Below are 18674 nucleotides of genomic sequence, written 5' to 3'. Positions count from 1 at the left end.
ACGCGTGAATGTCTAAGTTTTTTATTGACCGCCCCATCTTTGCATGGGTTATTGCGATTTTTATCATCGCAGCGGGTATTTTCGGCATTCAAAAACTGCCGATTTCCCAATATCCGTCCGTTGCTGCACCGACTATTACTTTGCGCGCTACTTATCCGGGCGCTTCGGCTCAGGTAATGGAAGACAGCGTACTGGCCGTTATCGAACGTAATATGTACGGTGTGGAAGGTTTGGACTATATGACGACTTCTGCCAATTCCAGTGGCAGCGGCAGCGTCAGTCTGACGTTTACACCGGAAACCAATGAAGATTTGGCGCAGGTGGACGTGCAGAACAAATTGTCGGAAGTGTTGTCCACATTGCCGTCTACCGTACAGCAATATGGTGTAACCGTATCTAAAGCGCGTTCCAACTTCTTGCAAGTGGTCATGCTTTCTTCTGAAAAGCAATCCATTGAGGAAATGAACGATTACGCCCAGCGCAATATCATTCCTGAACTGCAGCGTATTGACGGGGTAGGGCAGGTACAATTGTTTGGTGCGCAACGCGCCATGCGTATTTGGGTTGACCCGAAAAAACTGCAAAACTACAACCTGTCTTTTGCAACGGTAACCAATGCGCTTGCGACACAAAATATCCAAATTTCTGCAGGCTCTATCGGTTCTTTGCCGGCGGCTGCAGGTCAGACTATTTCAGCAACTGTGACGGCGCAAGGTCAGCTGAGCACTGCTGAAGAGTTTGGCAATATCATTCTGGTATCCAATACCGATGGTTCTAATGTCTATCTGAAAGACGTTGCCAAAGTCAGTTTGGGTATGCAGGACTATTCTACTTCCACTCGTTTGAACGGCGTGAATACCACCGGTATGGCAGTGATGCTGTCTAACAGCGGTAACGCTTTGGCAACAGCGACTGCTGTGAAAGAAAAAATGGCGGTTTTGCAGAAGTATTTCCCAGACGGTATGAGCTGGAAAGTTCCTTACGATACTTCCAAATTTGTGGAAATTTCGATTGAGAAAGTGATCCATACGCTTTTGGAAGCCATTGTTTTGGTATTCTTGGTGATGTATCTCTTCCTGCAAAACATCCGCTATACGCTGATTCCGACTATTGTTGTACCGATTTCCCTGTTGGGCGGTTTTGCCTTTATCTCATACATGGGTATGTCGATTAACGTATTGACCATGTTTGCGATGGTATTGGTGATCGGTATTGTGGTCGATGACGCGATTGTGGTCGTTGAAAACGTTGAGCGTATTATGGCGAGCGAAGGTTTGTCGCCTAAGGCTGCCACCAAAAAAGCGATGGGTCAGATTTCCGGCGCGGTTATCGGTATTACTGCCGTGTTGATGTCCGTATTTGTGCCACTGGCAATGTTTAGCGGTGCAACCGGTAACATTTACAAACAGTTTGCCTTGACCATGGCGGCATCTATCGGCTTCTCCGCATTCCTTGCCTTGACGCTGACTCCGGCATTGTGTGCCACCATGCTCAAACCGATTCAGAAGGGTCATCACGAAGAGAAAAAAGGTTTCTTCGGTTGGTTTAACAAAAAATTCGACAGCTGGACACACGGCTACGAAGGCTGGGTTGCCAAAGTCTTGCGCAAGACTTTACGCATGATGGTTGTCTATATTGGTTTGACTGTTGTGGGCGTATTCCTGTTTATGCGTCTGCCGACTTCCTTCTTGCCGACTGAAGACCAAGGTAACTTGATGTTGAGCGTACAGCTGCCTGCCGGCGCGACCAAAGAGCGTACCGATGCAACTTTGGCTCAAATCACTCAACTGGCGAAATCTGTACCTGAGATCGAGAACATTATTACCGTTTCCGGCTTTAGTTTTAGCGGTTCCGGCCAAAACATGGCTTTGGGCTTTGTCATTCTGAAAGACTGGAGCGAACGTACTGCTCCGGGCAGCGATGCAACTTCTATTTCCGGTAAGTTGACCGGTATGATGATGGCTACGCTGAAAGACGGTTTCGGTTTGGCGATTGTGCCTCCTGCCATTATGGAATTGGGTACAGGCTCCGGCTTAACGATTTACCTGCAAGACCGTAACAACAGCGGCCATGCTGCATTGTTGGCCAAGCGCAATGAGTTGATTGACAAAATGCGCAAAAGCGGTTTGTTTAACCCAAGTACCGTTCGTGCGAGCGGTTTGGAAGATGCGCCGCAGTTGAAAATCGATATCAACCGTGCCGCAGCAGCCGCACAAGGTATTTCGTTCTCTGATATCCGTACTGCTTTGGCTTCTGCTTTGGGTTCGTCTTATGTAAACGACTTCCCGAATCAAGGCCGTCTGCAACGCGTGATGGTACAAGCTGATGCGAGTGCCCGTATGCAGCCTGCCGATATTCTGAACCTGACTGTACCGAACAAATCCGGCGTGGCCGTACCGCTTTCTACCATTGCTACTGTTTCTTGGGAAAACGGTATGGAACAAAGCGTCCGCTTCAATGGTTATCCGGCAATGGAGCTTTCCGGCTCGCCTGTTAATGGCGTATCTTCCGGTCAGGCCATGGCTGCGGTGCAGCAAATGGTTGATGAAATGGGCGGCGGTTACAGTCTGGAATGGGACGGTCAGTCTCGTGAAGAGGCTAAAGGCGGCTCACAAACTGTCGTGTTGTACGCATTGGCCGCTGCCGCTGTATTCTTGGTATTGGCTGCTTTGTACGAAAGCTGGTCTATCCCGTTGGCGGTTATCCTTGTGATTCCGTTGGGTTTGATTGGCGCGGCATTGGGCGTGACCGGCCGTAACATGTTTGAAGCACTGCTGGGCAGTATTCCGGCATATGCCAACGATATCTACTTCCAAGTCGGTTTCGTTACGGTGATGGGTTTGAGTGCGAAAAACGCGATTTTGATTATCGAGTTTGCCAAAGACTTGCAAGCGCAAGGTAAGAGCGCGCTTGAAGCTGCACTTGCCGCCGCACACCTGCGTTTCCGTCCGATTATCATGACTTCGTTCGCCTTCATCTTGGGCGTGGTACCGCTCTATGTTGCCAGCGGTGCCAGCTCCGCCAGCCAACGTGCAATTGGTACGACCGTGTTCTGGGGTATGTTGATCGGTACGATTCTGTCTGTGTTCCTTGTGCCTTTGTTCTATGTGGTTGTGCGCAAATTCTTTAAAGAAACTGCACACGAGCATGAGATGGCCGCCAAACACGCCGCTGAAGCCGGCATGATTGAAGACGGTAAACACGATTCAGACAAGCACTAAAGCAAAGGCCGTCTGAAAATTTTCAGACGGCCTCAAAATGCTAAAGGATTCTAAAATGAAGAAGATTACATTCAAACCTGTACTGACCGCCGTTGCCGCCGCCGTGGCTTTGTCGGCCTGTACCATGATGCCGAAATACGAGCAGCCCCAAGTTGCCGTAGCCGATACGTTTAAATACGACACTGTTGACGACGGTATCCGCGCCGCTGAATTGGGTTGGCAAGACTATTTTGCCGATCCGCGCCTGCACCGCTTGATCGACATCGCATTGGAACGCAATACCGATTTGCGCACCGCCGCGCTGAATGCCGAAATCTACCGCAAGCAGCACATGATTGCGCGCAACAACCTGCTGCCGACCGTTAACGCCAGCGGTACAGGTTCGCGTCAAGGCAACTTGAGCGGCGGCAACGTCAGCAGCCAATACAGCGTTGGTTTGGGCATAACCTCTTATGAACTCGACCTCTTCGGCCGAGTCCGCAGCACCAGCGAAGCCGCTTTGCAAGGTTATTTTAATGTGGCTGCTAACCGTGATGCCGCACATCTGACCTTGATTTCTACCGTGGCCAAAGCCTACTTTAACGAGCGTTACGCCGAAGAAAGCATGGCATTGGCACAACGTGTGTTGCAAACCCGTGAAGCGACGTACAAGCTCTCGCAATTGCGCCATAAGGCCGGCGTGATTTCCGCCGTTGATTTGCGCCAACAGGAAGCGTTGATTGAATCGGCCAAAGCCGATTACGCCTCTGCGGTGAAAAACCGCGAGCAAGCGCGCAATTCTTTGGCCATGTTGATTAATCAACCTCTGCCCGAAGATTTGCCTGCCGGTCTGCCTTTGAGCAAACAGTTCAAAATCACCAAACTGCCTGCCGGTTTGAGTTCGGACGTATTGCTCAACCGCCCTGATATCCGCGCGGCCGAATACTCGCTCAAACAAGCCAATGCCAATATCGGCGCGGCACGTGCGGCCTTCTTCCCTCGCATCAGCCTGACCGGTTCGGTCGGTACGGCTTCCGGCGAGTTGAGCGGCCTGTTTAAGAGCGGCACGGGTGTTTGGGCGTTTGCACCGTCCATCACGCTGCCTATCTTTGACTGGGGTACCAACAAAGCCAATCTTGACGTAGCCAAACTGCGCCAACAGGTACAAATCGTTGCTTATGAAGCCGCTGTTCAATCCGCATTTAAAGACGTTTCCAATGCTTTGGTTGCGCGTGAACAGTTGGATAAAAGCTATGAAGCGTTGAGCAAGCAAAGCCGTGCCTACAACGACAGCCTGCGCCTCGTCAGCCTGCGTTACAAACATGGTGTGTCCAGCGCATTGGATTTGCTGGATGCCGAACGCAGCAGTTACAGCGCAGAAACTGCTCTTTTGGCCAATCAGCTGACCCGTCTGGAAAACCTTGCCGACTTGTATAAAGCGCTTGGCGGCGGTTTGAAACGCGAAACCAAAGCTGCCGAATAAGTTTTGTCAGCTAAAATCAAGAGGCCGTCTGAAACGTTTGGGTTTCAGACGGCCTTTTTGTTAAACAGAGATTTTAAACTTTTAATTTCTCGCTTAAAGAACCGACATAAGCTGCGCGTTCATTACGGCTGAGTTCGGGCTGGTGTGTGTTGAGCGAAGACCATTTGCGGTTGCTGCGCGCTTTGTTGAGTTCGCTTGGCAATTTGGCCGCATTCCATGGCGCTTTGCGTTCGTTTAGCTCGATATGCGATTGGGCGGCATGGCCGCGCGTTTGCAAGACGTGCAACAAATCCAGTGCGCGCGCAGCGAGTAGGGTAAGGGTTTCCGGATCGGTATGCAGGGTTTGTCGGCCGTTGATTTTGTCGGTGATGTCTTGGGCGTTGGGCAAAATGCCGCCCAACAGTCCGCCGATGGCCGTACCCAAACCAAGCGAACCGCCAAGCGTGGCAATGTCCAAGCCTAAGCCGATGAGTGCGCCTGCGGTTGCGCCGGTACCGGTACGGATGCCGTAATGTTTGAGCAATTCGCTGTCAAACGGATCTTGTTTGAAGGCTTTGGGCATCCATGTGCTGTCGCTGCCGACTTCGTCGTGATAGAAGCGGTAAAGTGTGAACAGGCGTTGTTGCATTTGCCGCTCAAGTTGGCGGATTTCCGATTGCATGACTTCCAAAGTCGGGGCAGGGTCGTCGTTTTCGGCAATTTCTTGGGTGAATGCGGCGGCATCCAGCAGAAAATCGGCAATTTCACGGCGTGCTTCCATATCCAGCCGTTGCCACTCGCGACGGCGCATATTGATGAGGCGGTCGAGGATGTCGCGCTTAGGTAACATGGTGGCAAGGTTGTCCCACAATCGGATTTCGCCTTCAAAGTCAAACGCAACGGTATCGAAACCGGCGTAAACATGCAGGGCGCGGCGGGCGAGCATATTGGTCCAAGCAGTCAGGTCTTGATTTTGGGTGAAGTTGAACACGGGCATGATGGGCTTGGCACACCAAGACAAAATGGTCAGCTCGTCTTTGTATTTGTTAAGGACTGGCTCCCGTGCATCGATGACATACATGGCCATGTCGCTTTGCATGACTTGGCGCAGCACTTTGGCCTCTTGGTTGAATTCGTGATGCGCTTCATGGTTGTTGAGGAATTGCTGAATGCGCTCGATGCCGTCATCGCGTGCGGATGTGTGGGTTTCCAGCCAGTCCAACACGCCGCCGGCATCTTCAAGGCCGGGTGTGTCGTAGAGGTAAACTAGGCTGTCGTCACCGTCGTTGATGAGGGCTTCTTCGACATGGCGCGTGGTAGATGGCGCGTTTTTCACTTCGCCGAAGGTACTGTCGCGCAAAAGCGTACGTAAGAGTGAGGTTTTGCCTGTGTTGGTATGGCCGACGACGGCAAGGGAAAGTGGGGTGGTCATGGTTGTGGGTTGGGACGGATATGGGCTATGAATGTGTGAGTATGGGGCTGTTTGCCTACAGTGGCAATATGTGTTTCAGACGGCCCTAAATTTCCTTTATATATGGGCGAAAATAGCCAGAAAAAGAGGGGAATAGCGGATTTGTTGTTTTTTGGCAAAATGCTTGAAAATAGGTAGGAAAACAGTTGACAGTCGGGTAGAAGGCTAGGATAATTCGCGCCGTTGAGTTGCTTGATGCAGCTTGATTTTTCTCCTCTATTTCTCCTTTGTAGACTTGGCGCATATCGAAACGGTATGCGCATTTTTTTGTCTATATTGAAACATGATTACATTTAAGTTCTGTAAATTGGATAATTAAGAAACTTTACAAGAAAAATACTTGCACGGTTGAATCTCTTGTTGCATAATTCGTTTCGTTAGCTGGTTCGAGTAGTCAGTTAATAGTTTCTCCTCTATTTCTCCTTTGTAGACTTGGCACACATTCTATCGGATGTGTGCATTTTTTTTTGCCTGTTTAAAACAAAGGCCGTCTGAATGTTGTAATATTTCAGACGGCCTCTGTTGGTTGAATGGAATTAGATGTCTAATACTACTTCTTCTTTGACTTCTTCCATTACGACATAGCTGCGGCTTTCGGCTGCTGCCGGCAGTTGCAGCAGGATATTGCCGAGCATATCGCGATAGGCGGACATATTGGGCAGGCGGACTTTGATGAGGTAGTCGTATTCGCCGGAGACCAAGTGGCATTCCAAAATTTGCGGAATCTTCAGCACTTCGCGTTTGAAGTCTTCAAAAATATTGCCGGATTTGGAACGCAGTTTCAGTTCGACAAAGACCAAGAGGCTTTGACCTAAGGCATGTGGATTCAGATGGGCGTGATAGCCGGTAATGAGGTTGTCGCGTTCCAAGCGGCGGACGCGTTCGGTTACCGGCGTAGTGGAGAGGCCGACTTTTTCAGCCAATTCGGTCATGGGGATGCGTGCGTTTTGTTGCAGGAGCTTGAGAATTTTTAAGTCGGTTTTGTCGAGTTCTTTCATGGCTTTGATGCTTGTCGTTTTCAATTTGGATGACATCATAACCTTAAAACAGGCTCAGAAGAAGCATAAATCCTTAAAGGTAAGGCAAAAGGAAGATATTAATCTTGTGTATTTCATGGAATCCTGTATGGTTTTTGACCTATAATATTCGCTTCAAAGTAATAGGGCAGGCCGTCTGAAACGGATGCCGATAAGAGGAATACATTATGCGTCCGCTCAATGCGCAAATCCGTTTGGATAATTTACGTCAAAATTATCGTTTTCTCAAAGAGTTGCACGGCAATAAATTGTTGGCTGTGATTAAGGCCGATGCTTACGGGCATGGTGCGGTCAGATGTGCACACGCGTTGGCGGATATTGCCGACGGCTTTGCGGTGGCAACGGTAGATGAAGGCGTGGAATTGCGTCAAAACGGCATTAAAAACCCGATTGTTTTATTGGAAGGCGTGTTTGAGGCTGCAGAGTATGCGGATGTTGACCGTTATGATTTGTGGCCGGCAATCGGCAGTCAATGGCAGTTGGAGGCGTTTGCACATCATGAGTGGCAACGTCCGACAACCGTATGGCTGAAAATGGACTCTGGTATGCACCGTGCCGGTTTCTTTCCGCATAACTATGCCGCCGCCTATACGGCATTGAAACAATCCGAATCGGTTGAAAACATTGTGAAATTCAGCCATTTTGCCTGTGCGGACGAGCCGGAAAACGGCATGACTGAAATGCAGCTTGAAGCGTTTGATTTGGCGTGTGAGGGTTTGGAAGGCGAAGAGAGCTTGGCCAATTCCGCCGCGATTTTGAACGTGCCTGAAGCGCGCCGCGATTGGGGTCGTGCCGGTCTGGCCTTGTATGGCATTTCGCCTTTCGGCAGCGTGGATGAGCGTTTGAAACCTGTTATGCGTCTGACTTCCCGCGTTTTCGGCGAACGTGTGTTGCAACCGCATTCTCCGATTGGTTACGGCGCAACGTTCTACACCAGCAAATCCACCCGTGTCGGTTTGATTGCCTGCGGCTATGCCGACGGTTATCCGCGTCGCGCTTCCACTAATTCTCCGGTCGCCATCGATGGCAAACGCAGCCGCATTATCGGCAGGGTGTCTATGGATATGATTACGGTTGAGCTGGAAGCCTCGAAAGAGGGCTTGGGCGCGGAAGTCGAGCTTTGGGGCGATGTGATTAATATTAATGAAGTTGCCGAAGTTGCCGGTATGATTCCGTACGAAATCCTCTGCAATATTAAACGTGCGAAGTTTACTTATATCGAGTAGGCAGTCAAAAATCAGGCCGTCTGAAATGTGTTTTCAGACGGCCTTTTTGTTATCTGCAATTAAAACGATTCGTCAGCGCGTAAATAACGCCATTTGCCCGGCGGCAGTCTGCCGAGTTTGACTTTGCCCATGCGGATGCGTTTCAAGCCGACAACGCGCAGGCCGACCAGCTCGCACATGCGGCGGATTTGGCGTTTTTTGCCTTGTCGCAAAATAAAGCGCAACTGGTCTTCGTTTTGCCATTCGACTTTGGCGGGGCGCAATTTTTCTCCGTCCAAACTCAAGCCGTGGTTGAGTAGGGCGAGGCCTTTGTTGTCCAGTTTGCCGCGGACGCGGACGAGGTATTCTTTTTCGCTGCTGCTGTTTTCGCCAATCAGTTGTTTGGCAATGCGGCCGTCCTGGGTGAGTACCAACAATCCTACAGAGTCGATGTCCAGGCGGCCGGCAGGGGCCAAACCGAATTTGTGCTTTTCGCTGAAAGGGATACGGCTGTCGTCGCCTTCCCAATGGTTGTCGGCGGTAATGAGTTCGGCTGCGGATTTATAGCCTTTTTCTGCCTGCGCGCTGACGTAGCCGACGGGCTTGTTCAGCAGGATGGTTACGCGCGCGGCTTGTTTTTCATGGGCTTGTTTGTTGAGGTCGATGCGGTCGCGCTCGGTGACTTTTTGACCGAGTACGGCGGTTTGGCCGTTGACTTTGACCCAGCCTTGCTCGATGTAGCTGTCTGCCTCGCGGCGCGAGCATAAGCCTAATTGCGCCATGCGTTTGGAGAGGCGCATGGTTTCGGAATCGTTGTTTTGCATGGTATGGCAATATAGAAGAAATGGGAATGTCGGATTATAGCATTGACCGTTTGTCAGGCCGTCTGAAAACTGAATTTTTGGGTTTTCAGACGGCCTTGCGTTTGCTATATGTTAAGGAATATTTGGATTTGAAGTAAAAAATGAAGGGTATATTGTCTGTTTGTGTTAACCTTACGGGCGAACTAATCATTTTGTTTTTTGTCGAATTCGGGTTGAAATGACATTTCACTCATAAAATCTATAAAGACTAAAATGATTGGTCTTTCTAAAGCGCATGAAGGCAGTTTGTTGCTAAAACCAGCTTTCGTGTATCACGTTTTAAGGATAAATCAATGAAATCGCTCAAATCATTTTTGATTTGGGGCATTGTGGTTTTGGTAGGCCTGGCCTCCTTTACCACTTTGGCCCTCAGTCGCGGCGAGCAGGTCAGTGCGATTTGGATGGTTACGGCCGCCATTTCGGTATACTGTATTGCCTACCGTTTTTACAGTCTTTACATTGCCAACCGTGTGATGCAGCTTGATCCTAACCGTCTGACTCCGGCTGAACGCCATAATGACGGCTTGGACTATGTGCCCACACATAAAGGCGTACTGTTCGGCCACCACTTTGCCGCGATTGCCGGCGCAGGTCCTTTGGTCGGTCCTGTATTGGCAGCACAAATGGGTTATCTGCCCGGTACTTTGTGGATTATCTTCGGCGTGGTGTTTGCCGGTGCCGTACAGGATATGATGGTCTTGTTCGTCTCCATGCGCCGTGACGGTAAGTCTTTGGGCGATATCGTGAAACAAGAACTCGGTACCGTTCCCGGCGTGATCGCGTCCATCGGTATTTTGATGATTATGGTCATCATTATGGCGGTGTTGGCGTTGATTGTTGTGAAAGCATTGGTTCACAGCCCTTGGGGTACGTTCACCATCGCAGCAACTATGCCGATTGCCCTGTTTATGGGTATTTACACCCGTTATATCCGTCCGGGCAAAATCGGCGAGATTTCCATCGTCGGCTTTATTTTGCTGATGTTGGCCGTGATTTACGGTGAAGATGTTGCCCGCAGCTCCGTCGGACACTGGTTCGACCTTGACGGCATTCAGCTGACTTGGGCGATTATGATTTACGGTTTCGTGGCTTCCGTATTGCCGGTTTGGCTCTTGCTGACTCCGCGCGACTATCTGTCCACCTTCCTGAAAATCGGTACGATTGCAGCTTTGGCTTTGGGTATCGTTATTGTCAACCCAACCCTGCAAATGCCTGCAGTTACCCACTTTATCGATGGTTCAGGCCCGGTATTCTCCGGTGCATTGTTCCCATTTTTGTTCATTACCATTGCTTGTGGTGCGGTTTCAGGCTTCCATGCGCTGATTTCTTCCGGTACTACGCCAAAAATGGTGGAAAACGAAACCCACGTCCGCATGATCGGTTACGGCGGCATGATTATGGAAAGCTTTGTGGCCATTATGGCGCTGGCTGCCGCCGCTTCGCTTGAGCCAGGCGTGTACTTCGCGATGAACAGCCCGGCTGCGCTGATTGGTACGGATGCCAACACTGCTGCCGAAGTCATCACCACTAAACTGAACTTCCCTGTTGATGCCGCAACCTTGTTGCACACTGCTAAAGAAGTGGGCGAAAACACCATTCTGTCCCGTGCAGGCGGCGCGCCAACCCTTGCAGTCGGTATGGCACACATCATGAGCCGTCTGATTCCGGGCGAAGCTATGATGGCGTTCTGGTATCACTTTGCCTTGCTGTTTGAAGCCTTGTTCATCCTGACCGCGGTTGACGCCGGTACACGCGTTGCCCGTTTCATGATTCAAGACTTGGGCAGTATCTTCTACAAACCATTCGGTAACACCGACTCTATCCCTGCCAACCTGGTTGCAACATTCTTTGCCGTGGCATTGTGGGGTTACTTCCTCTATACCGGCGTAACCGACCCTCTGGGCGGCATTAACTCGCTCTGGCCTCTGTTCGGTATCGCCAACCAAATGCTGGCAGGCGTAGCGTTGATTATGTGTACCGTTGTCTTGGTGAAAATGAAACGCGACCGCTATGTTTGGGTAACCTTGGTTCCTGCTGTCGGCGTATTGTTCGTAACCTGCTATGCCGGTTTGCAAAAACTGTTCCACAGCGATCCACGCGTCAGCTTCTTGGCGCACGCAGGCAAATACCGCGATGCCTTGGCTTCAGGCGAAGTCCTTGCCCCTGCTAAAGACATCGGCGAAATGTCACAAATCATCTTCAACGACCAAATCAATGCCGGCCTGACCGCTTTGTTCCTGGCAGTTGTCGTGATTGTCGCCGTGTACGGTTTGCGTACCGCCATGAAAGCCCGGAAAGTCGGTTGGCCAACTGCTAAAGAAATTCCAGCAGTGTACCGCGACGGTAAACAGCCGGAGGCTCAGCATGAAGCATAAGCTCGCATCTTGGTGGAAAACCATCAAGTTGACAGCAAACTTGATGGCCGGTGTCCCAGATTATGAAAACTACGTTGCCCGCCAGCGCAAACATAATCCCAATGCGCCGGTCATGACCGAGCTGCAATTCCAAGACTACTGCCGCAAACGCCGTTGTGGCGGCAACGGCGGACGCTGTTGTTAATGAAGGCATAAAAAGGCCGTCTGAAAATATTTTCAGACGGCCTTTTATTATGGAATATCAATAAACATCAAAGATTTTGTCTTGTCATCAATATTTAAGCGAACAACTTGCTAATATTTACTCTTCTTCGAGCAGTACCAGCGGACGCTGTATTTTTCTGAGTTCTTCTACCTCGTCTAACAGCCGCATAATCAGCCCCAATGCGGGGATGCCGGCTTCAAAATCACGGCTTAAGCGTTGTGCGCGACGGATGCGGGCAAGATGAAAACCACTGAAGGTGCTTTTTTCGGGAGCACCATCGATGCTGATGATATCTTCTGCTATAAGTTCCAACAGCCAATCGCGACGGCAGCGGCTGGCGGCAACGATTTCTTCAAAAGTAAGGGTAACATCGGAGGATTGAATCATAATTTATCCTTTCTCTTATGCTTGTTTCGCGGCAAAGTGTTCGGCCAATTTTTCCCATGCGGCACGGTCGGCTTCGCTCTCTACTGGCGGAACATTAATGCGGATATTGAGATAAAGGTCTCCGGCTTCTTTTGCTGGAATACCTTTGCCTTTAAGGCGGATGCTTTTACCGCTTTGGCTGTTGGCAGGCAGATTGACCTGCAAGCGGCCTGATGCGGTAGGGACGATGATTTTGCCGCCCAATACGGCTTCCCAAGGTTTGACATCTATTGTTTGATATACGTCTTTCCTGTTTTTGACGTATAAATCAGGTTGGTCGTGGAACTTGATTTTTAAGTATAAGTCACCGTTTTCACCGCCGTTATATCCCGGCAAACCTTGACCGGCCAAACGGATTTGTTGGCCTTCTGCAATGCCTTTGGGGATTTTAACGTTGAGGGTTTTATTTTGATAAACCGCACGTCCGTATTCGTCTAGGGTCGGCACATTCAAAGTCATGCTACGTTCTGCGCCAACATAAGCTGCATAAATATCAATACTCAATTCAGCATGTTGATCCTCGCCTTTTATTGGGCCGCGGGGTTGCTCGGAACGAGTGTGGGATTGGCGGAATGATGAAAAAAGATCTTCAAAATTGAAATCTCCCGCTCCGAACGGCTCGCCTTCATGACGTTCATAGCGGAAGCCGCCTCCGTTAAATCCATTGCCAAACGGATTGCCGCCTTGACCGAACGGATTGCCTCTGGCGCTGCGTCCGTAAGGATTAGCCAACATTTCATCGTATTCGGCCCGCTTTTCTTTGTCGGAAAGCGTTTCGTAGGCACGGTTGATTTCTACCGTACGTTCGGCTGCGTCAGGTTCTTTGCTGACATCGGGGTGGTATTTGCGCACCAGTTTTCGGTAGGCTTTTTTGATTTCGGCCTCATCCGCATCTTTGGCAACGCCCAGTATTTCATAATAGTTTTTTTCTGCCATGTTATTCCTTTGACTGCTCATATACAAAATTCTTATAGTTTTAATAATTGAGGGTAGATATTCTAAAATCAAGGGCGTTGGAAATAAAATTCTCTATTTCTGATAATGATTAATGGATAATTTATTTCTTTGTTTCTAGAGAAATAGAAAATATAAAGGCCATCTGAAATACGGTTTTTCAGACGGCCTTTATCAAATTGGGGTTTTATTTGTCTTGAGCATTTTTTTGTTCGCGGACCACCCATTGGGCAATATCTGAACCCAATACTTTAGAAGTGCGGTTCAGGACGGCGCAAGAGCTCTTATAAGCACCAAACATGCCACCGGAAGAGTTGCGGGTAAAGGTTTTTTTGCCGACTTGTTTACCGTCAACATACAAAGTAGCAGAAACAGCCATCCCTTTGGCGTGGCCGATAAAGGCATTGCCTGCACTCATGGCGGAAGTAATGGCGATATCTGCGTATGTACCTTGTTTTTTACCGTCACGGACAACCGTTACATCGCTTTTGGCTGCGGTTTCTTGCAAAGATTTGGACATGATGCTGCCCACTTCTAAACACTCGGAAACAATACGGGTATCGATTTCTTCTTTGTCGCGGTAAGGAATGCTTTCATCAATATGGACATCCGCGCTGGCAAATGCAGATGCAAACAAGAATGCGGTTGCAAGGATACGGTTAGGAGACATAGTAGAACACCTGAAATGGAATGTTAAAAAGAGTTGTTATTGTATAACGGCGTTTACACTCAATCAACATAAGTTAAATAGGAAAAGATTTTGTTGAAATAGCTGTTATAGCAAGATAATCAAAAGGCCGTCTGAAATAACAGTATTTCAGACGGCCTTTTGATTGGGACATTAATTTGTTCTGGTCAAATAAGGCAGGGGATCGACTGCTTTGCCGTTTAGACGAACTTCAAAATGGAGCTTGACGCTGTCTGTATCGCTGCTGCCCATGGTGGCGATAACTTGGCCGGCTTGGACTTTTTGATCTTTTTGTACTAAAAGCGTGTCGTTGTGGGCATAGGCGGTAATGGTGTAGTCGTTGTGGCTGATTAAAATTAGCTTGCCGTAGCCGCGGACTTCTTCGCCAACGTAGATAACGGTACCGGCTGCGGCAGAACGGATTTGTTGGCCTTGTGTGCCTGCAATATCTATGCCTTTGCTGGTTGTGCCGTTGTAGCGTTGGATAATGGAGGATGAGGCGTTATCGGTCGGCCATTGCAAGCTTAACCGATTGATCGGGGTAACGGCGGTTGCTTGGCGTTGCTGCGTAGCAGTATTGCGGGAGGCAACATGACGGCGGACGCGCAATACTTGGCCGACTTCGATTTGTGAGGCGTTGGGAAGATTGTTCCATGCAACCAGTGTATTGACGTTTTGTCCGTAGCGTTTGGCGATTTGGGTCAGGGTATCGCCGGGACGGACTTTGTAGTAGCCGTCGGGTACGGCGCGGTTGGAAGAAGTGTTGTTGCCGGCGCAGGCTGCTAAGACGGCAATGGTGCTGATGAGTGCCAGACGTTTCAAGGCCGTCTGAAAGGTGGAAATAAAGGTTGTATTCATGGGTTGTTTCTAAATGTATCGTTATGCTGTGTATGATAGATAGGAAGAGTGAAAAAAGGTTCACTCAAAAGGCATGGGATAAAATGCGGAAAGGCAATATAGTACCATTGAGAATTTGTAGATATGGCTGAATATTTTTATATCTTTTTGATGCAAAGGGACTTTTTTGAAAAGGTAAAAGAACGTGAAAGTTCTTTCAGACGGCATTGAATAAGGCAATAAAAATCCCCTGCCGAGATAGACGGGCAGGGGATTTTTGTATCATCGAACTTATTTGTTCAATTCGTTAGCCAGATACAGCCAAGTTTCAATCACGGTATCAGGGTTGAGCGATACGCTTTCGATACCTTCTTGAACCAGCCATTTGGCAAAGTCCGGATGGTCTGACGGGCCTTGACCGCAAATACCGACGTATTTGTTTTGTTTGCGGCAGGCAGAGATTGCCAAGTGCAACATCACTTTAACGGCAGGATTGCGTTCGTCAAAGGAGTCGGATACCAAGCCACTGTCACGGTCGAGGCCGAGGGTCAGCTGGGTCATGTCGTTAGAGCCGATGGAGAAACCGTCGAAGTATTGCAGGAATTGTTCTGCCAATACTGCGTTGCTCGGCAATTCGCACATCATGATCAGGCGCAGCCCGTTTTTGCCGCGTTCCAAACCGTTTTCTTTCAGGGCTTTGACAACAGCTTCGGCTTCACCCAAAGTGCGGACGAATGGAATCATGATTTCGACGTTGGTCAGACCCATTTCGTCACGGACGCGTTTCAAGGCTTTGCACTCGAGTGCGAAGCAGTCTTTGAAGCTGTCAGCGACATAACGCGCCGCGCCGCGGAAGCCCAACATTGGGTTTTCTTCGTGCGGTTCGTAAATGCTGCCGCCCACCAAGTTGGCGTACTCGTTGGATTTGAAGTCAGACATACGGACGATGGTTTTGCGTGGGTAAACCGAAGCAGCCAAAGTTGCTACGCCTTCCGCGATTTTATCGACATAGAAGTCGACAGGAGAAGCGTAGCCGGCGATGCGGCGGGTAATTTCCGCTTTCAATTCGTCGTCTTGTTTGTCAAATTCCAACAAGGCTTTCGGGTGGATACCGATTTGGCGGTTGATGATGAATTCCATACGTGCCAAGCCGATGCCTTCGCTAGGCAGGTTGGCGAAGCTGAATGCCAACTCAGGGTTACCAACGTTCATCATCACTTTGACAGGGGCTTTAGGCATGTTGTCCAAAGCAACATCGGTAATTTGTACGTCCAACAGGCCGGAGTAGATGAAGCCGGTATCGCCTTCGGCACAAGATACGGTAACTTCTTGGCCGTCTGAAAGCAGATCGGTTGCGTCGCCGCAGCCGACTACGGCAGGAATACCTAATTCACGCGCGATAATCGCTGCGTGGCAGGTACGGCCGCCGCGGTTGGTCACGATGGCGGAAGCACGTTTCATTACGGGCTCCCAATCCGGGTCGGTCATGTCGGTAACGAGTACGTCGCCTGCTTCAACGGAATCCATCTCGGAAGCATCTTTCACCAGGCGTACTTTGCCTTGGCCGACTCTTTGACCGATGGCACGGCCTTCGCACAAGACAACTTTTTCGCCGTTTATGGAGAAGCGGCGCAGGTTGCGGCTGCTGTCTTCTTGGGATTTCACGGTTTCAGGACGGGCTTGCAGGATGTAGAGTTTGCCGTCCAAACCGTCGCGGCCCCATTCGATGTCCATTGGGCGGCCGTAGTGTTTTTCGATGGTCAGCGCGTAATGGGCCAACTCGGTAACTTCGGCGTCGGTAATGGAGAAGCGTTGACGGTCTTCTTCAGGTACATCGATGTTGGTGACAGATTTACCGGCTTCGGCTTTGTCGGTAAAGATCATTTTGATTTGTTTCGAACCCATGGTTTTGCGCAGGATAGCCGGTTTGCCTGCTTTCAAAGTAGGTTTGAATACATAGAATTCGTCAGGGTTGACCGCGCCTTGTACGACGTTTTCGCCCAGGCCGTAAGAAGAGGTAACGAAAACGACTTGGTCGTAACCGGACTCAGTATCGATGGTGAACATCACGCCGGACGCGCCGCTGTCGGAGCGCACCATGCGTTGTACGCCTGCGGAAAGGGCAACGATGTCGTGTTCGAAGCCTTTGTGGACACGGTAAGAAATGGCACGGTCGTTGTACAGGGAAGCGAATACATGGCGCATGGCTTCTTTAACGTTTTCCAAGCCGTTGATGTTCAAGAAGGTTTCTTGTTGACCGGCAAAAGAAGCATCCGGCAGGTCTTCTGCTGTTGCGGAAGAACGTACGGCAACGGAAATGTCCGCACCACCGGCATCGGCAACCATTTTGTTCCAAGCTGTTTCGATTTCAGCATCCAGCTGCTCAGGGAACGGAGTATCCAAAATCCATTGACGGATTTCTTTACCCACGCGCGCCAACTCGGCAACGTCTTCAACATCCAGTTGTTTCAGGGCTTCGGAAATACGCTCGCTCAGACCATTGTGAGCCAGGAAAGCGCGATAGGCTTCGGCAGTGGTCGCAAAACCACCGGGAACGCGTACGCCTTTTTCAGTCAGTTGGCTGATCATTTCGCCCAAAGAGGCATTTTTACCGCCCACTCGCTCAACGTCAGTCATACGCAGGTTTTCAAACCAAATAACGTAGTTTTCGGCCATTTGTGTGTCCAATCCAATCCAAAAATGTTAAAAAAGAAACAAATCCGCCTGCTTATTGTAGCCATTCGTTTGATGGCTGTCATGTGTTTTATCTTTTTTAAAATCACAAATTCGTCTGTGATACTGTGCTTTTCAAGCGTGTAGTCTTCTGAAATGTGAATATCAGATTCATGTTTTTGTGAGTTATCCTATTGTTAAATATGGAAAACAAAATAAGTTAATAAATTTAACAAACAAGATTTATTTTGCAATTTTAGAATAAAATTCCACAAAAAATCAAAAAATAAAATTTTGTGCCAATCTAAAAATTGTTCAAATTTGTTGTAATCCTGTGTAATCTGCCGGGAATCGCTTTATTGCAAAGGCTGTAACTGCTATGATTGTCGTCTGAAACGTTACCCTCAAGAGGATTCATTATGACTGATCCACGCCAAGTCTTCTATATTTCCGACCGAACCGGCCTGACCGCCGAAAATATCGGTGAAGCCTTGCTGAACCAATTTGGCAATGTTGAGTTCAAACGCCATACCTATCCGTTTATCGATACGCCTGAAAAAGCGCGTGCTGTTGTAGATAAAGTCAACCAGTCCGCCGAGAAATTCGGAGTGCGCCCGATTGCTTTTGTCAGTGTGGTCAATGACGAAATCCGTGAAATCATCAAGAAAGCCAATGCGTTCCATATTAATTTCTTTGAAACTTTTCTCGGTCTTTTGGAAAAGGAACTCAATACGGAGGCGGTTGCCGCCCAGCAGGGGCACCACAGTATCGGCAATACCCAACGCTATGATGCGCGTATGGAGGCGGTCAATTTCTCACTGAATCATGATGACGGTGTCAGCGATAAAAACCTGCAGGAAGCGGATGTAATTTTGATGGGCGTGTCCCGTTCGGGTAAAACGCCGACCTGTCTCTATTTGGCCCTGCAATACGGTATCCGCGCCGCAAACTATCCATTGATTCCCGATGACTTGGAATCAACCGATTTGCCGCGTATGGTCAAACCTTACAAAGACAAGCTGTTTGGTTTGACCATTCAGCCTGAGCGTCTGCAGGCTATCCGTCAGGAGCGTCGTCCTAATTCGACCTATGCCAAAATCGATACTTGCCGCAGCGAGATTGCCGATGCGCAAAATATGTTCAAACGCCACGGTATTCCGTTTACCAATACTACGGACAAATCTGTGGAAGAACTTGCCGTCCATATTTTGCAGGCTTGCAAGCTGAAACGCCGTTTTTAACTGAAATGATAAAAGGCCGTCTGAAAGTTTCAGACGG

Annotated in this window: 14 protein-coding genes; 6 read left to right on the top strand and 8 right to left on the bottom strand. The window is 49.3% G+C overall.

Going from position 1 to position 18674, the window contains the following annotated elements:
• Positions 1-8 precede the first annotated feature (8 nt).
• The gene (locus HMPREF2711_RS02765; RefSeq protein ID WP_070615407.1) at positions 9-3221 is read left to right on the top strand and encodes an efflux RND transporter permease subunit; all 3213 of its coding nucleotides are present in this window, start codon (positions 9-11) and stop codon (positions 3219-3221) included.
• A gap of 55 nt (positions 3222-3276) precedes the next feature.
• A complete protein-coding gene (locus HMPREF2711_RS02760) occupies positions 3277-4683 on the top strand; it encodes an efflux transporter outer membrane subunit (protein WP_141745644.1) in 1407 nt (468 codons plus the stop codon).
• 73 nt (positions 4684-4756) lie between these two features.
• Here the strand turns inward: HMPREF2711_RS02760 and HMPREF2711_RS02755 are convergent, their stop codons facing one another.
• Together HMPREF2711_RS02755 and HMPREF2711_RS02750 are read right to left on the bottom strand one after the other, a co-directional pair.
• The gene (locus HMPREF2711_RS02755) at positions 4757-6094 is read right to left on the bottom strand and encodes a GTPase/DUF3482 domain-containing protein (protein ID WP_070615400.1); all 1338 of its coding nucleotides are present in this window, start codon (positions 6092-6094) and stop codon (positions 4757-4759) included.
• 575 nt (positions 6095-6669) lie between these two features.
• Complete coding sequence (locus tag HMPREF2711_RS02750; protein WP_003747450.1) at positions 6670-7131, bottom strand: winged helix-turn-helix transcriptional regulator; 462 nt, start codon at positions 7129-7131, stop codon at positions 6670-6672.
• Between the two features lie 206 nt (positions 7132-7337).
• Here HMPREF2711_RS02750 and alr point away from each other — a divergent pair, with 206 nt between their 5' ends.
• Positions 7338-8396, top strand: a complete 1059-nt coding sequence (gene alr, locus HMPREF2711_RS02745; protein ID WP_003747447.1) for an alanine racemase — start codon at positions 7338-7340, stop codon at positions 8394-8396.
• Positions 8397-8455: 59 nt separating this feature from the next.
• Here alr and HMPREF2711_RS02740 read toward each other — a convergent pair whose 3' ends face one another.
• Positions 8456-9199 (bottom strand): pseudouridine synthase, encoded by a 744-nt coding sequence (locus HMPREF2711_RS02740; RefSeq protein WP_003747446.1) that lies wholly within the window; start codon positions 9197-9199, stop codon positions 8456-8458.
• A gap of 332 nt (positions 9200-9531) precedes the next feature.
• On the opposite strand from HMPREF2711_RS02740, the gene HMPREF2711_RS02735 reads away from it, so the two are divergent.
• Both HMPREF2711_RS02735 and HMPREF2711_RS02730 read left to right on the top strand, forming a co-directional pair.
• Positions 9532-11613, top strand: coding sequence for a carbon starvation CstA family protein (locus tag HMPREF2711_RS02735; RefSeq protein WP_003747444.1), 2082 nt, complete (start codon positions 9532-9534; stop codon positions 11611-11613).
• Complete coding sequence (locus tag HMPREF2711_RS02730) at positions 11603-11797, top strand: YbdD/YjiX family protein (protein WP_003747442.1); 195 nt, start codon at positions 11603-11605, stop codon at positions 11795-11797. Before HMPREF2711_RS02735 ends, HMPREF2711_RS02730 begins: the two co-directional genes overlap by 11 nt.
• A 117-nt stretch (positions 11798-11914) precedes the next feature.
• Here HMPREF2711_RS02730 and HMPREF2711_RS02725 read toward each other — a convergent pair whose 3' ends face one another.
• The 5 genes from HMPREF2711_RS02725 to ppsA form a co-directional block, all read right to left on the bottom strand.
• Positions 11915-12205 (bottom strand): chaperone modulator CbpM, encoded by a 291-nt coding sequence (locus HMPREF2711_RS02725; protein WP_003747441.1) that lies wholly within the window; start codon positions 12203-12205, stop codon positions 11915-11917.
• Positions 12206-12220: 15 nt separating this feature from the next.
• The gene (locus HMPREF2711_RS02720; protein ID WP_003747440.1) at positions 12221-13180 is read right to left on the bottom strand and encodes a DnaJ C-terminal domain-containing protein; all 960 of its coding nucleotides are present in this window, start codon (positions 13178-13180) and stop codon (positions 12221-12223) included.
• Positions 13181-13385: 205 nt separating this feature from the next.
• Positions 13386-13868: a hypothetical protein gene (locus tag HMPREF2711_RS02715; RefSeq protein WP_003747439.1), complete on the bottom strand. Its 483-nt coding sequence runs from the start codon at positions 13866-13868 to the stop codon at positions 13386-13388.
• Positions 13869-14039: 171 nt separating this feature from the next.
• The gene (locus tag HMPREF2711_RS02710) at positions 14040-14744 is read right to left on the bottom strand and encodes a peptidoglycan DD-metalloendopeptidase family protein (RefSeq protein ID WP_036491300.1); all 705 of its coding nucleotides are present in this window, start codon (positions 14742-14744) and stop codon (positions 14040-14042) included.
• Positions 14745-15014: 270 nt separating this feature from the next.
• A complete protein-coding gene (gene ppsA, locus HMPREF2711_RS02705) occupies positions 15015-17399 on the bottom strand; it encodes a phosphoenolpyruvate synthase (RefSeq protein ID WP_003747437.1) in 2385 nt (794 codons plus the stop codon).
• Positions 17400-17815: 416 nt separating this feature from the next.
• On the opposite strand from ppsA, the gene HMPREF2711_RS02700 reads away from it, so the two are divergent.
• Positions 17816-18637, top strand: a complete 822-nt coding sequence (locus HMPREF2711_RS02700; protein WP_003747435.1) for a posphoenolpyruvate synthetase regulatory kinase/phosphorylase PpsR — start codon at positions 17816-17818, stop codon at positions 18635-18637.
• The last annotated feature ends 37 nt before the right edge of the window (positions 18638-18674 follow it).

It is taken from the genome of Neisseria sp. HMSC070A01, from assembly GCF_001810165.1.
Taxonomy (GTDB): Bacteria; Pseudomonadota; Gammaproteobacteria; order Burkholderiales; family Neisseriaceae; genus Neisseria.
The sequence above is the reverse complement of the archived record's forward strand: the minus strand, read 5'-3'. Positions and strand labels throughout refer to the sequence as shown.

Excerpts from the sequence above, each read along its gene's own strand:
- HMPREF2711_RS02765 (WP_070615407.1), top strand. The coding sequence starts at position 9 with ATGTCTAAGTTTTTTATTGACCGCCCCATCTTTGCATGGGTTATTGCG.
- HMPREF2711_RS02760 (WP_141745644.1), top strand. The coding sequence starts at position 3,277 with ATGAAGAAGATTACATTCAAACCTGTACTGACCGCCGTTGCCGCCGCC.
- HMPREF2711_RS02755 (WP_070615400.1), bottom strand. The coding sequence starts at position 6,094 with ATGACCACCCCACTTTCCCTTGCCGTCGTCGGCCATACCAACACAGGC.
- HMPREF2711_RS02750 (WP_003747450.1), bottom strand. The coding sequence starts at position 7,131 with ATGAAAGAACTCGACAAAACCGACTTAAAAATTCTCAAGCTCCTGCAA.
- alr (WP_003747447.1), top strand. The coding sequence starts at position 7,338 with ATGCGTCCGCTCAATGCGCAAATCCGTTTGGATAATTTACGTCAAAAT.
- HMPREF2711_RS02740 (WP_003747446.1), bottom strand. The coding sequence starts at position 9,199 with ATGCAAAACAACGATTCCGAAACCATGCGCCTCTCCAAACGCATGGCG.
- HMPREF2711_RS02735 (WP_003747444.1), top strand. The coding sequence starts at position 9,532 with ATGAAATCGCTCAAATCATTTTTGATTTGGGGCATTGTGGTTTTGGTA.
- HMPREF2711_RS02730 (WP_003747442.1), top strand. The coding sequence starts at position 11,603 with ATGAAGCATAAGCTCGCATCTTGGTGGAAAACCATCAAGTTGACAGCA.
- HMPREF2711_RS02725 (WP_003747441.1), bottom strand. The coding sequence starts at position 12,205 with ATGATTCAATCCTCCGATGTTACCCTTACTTTTGAAGAAATCGTTGCC.
- HMPREF2711_RS02720 (WP_003747440.1), bottom strand. The coding sequence starts at position 13,180 with ATGGCAGAAAAAAACTATTATGAAATACTGGGCGTTGCCAAAGATGCG.
- HMPREF2711_RS02715 (WP_003747439.1), bottom strand. The coding sequence starts at position 13,868 with ATGTCTCCTAACCGTATCCTTGCAACCGCATTCTTGTTTGCATCTGCA.
- HMPREF2711_RS02710 (WP_036491300.1), bottom strand. The coding sequence starts at position 14,744 with ATGAATACAACCTTTATTTCCACCTTTCAGACGGCCTTGAAACGTCTG.
- ppsA (WP_003747437.1), bottom strand. The coding sequence starts at position 17,399 with ATGGCCGAAAACTACGTTATTTGGTTTGAAAACCTGCGTATGACTGAC.
- HMPREF2711_RS02700 (WP_003747435.1), top strand. The coding sequence starts at position 17,816 with ATGACTGATCCACGCCAAGTCTTCTATATTTCCGACCGAACCGGCCTG.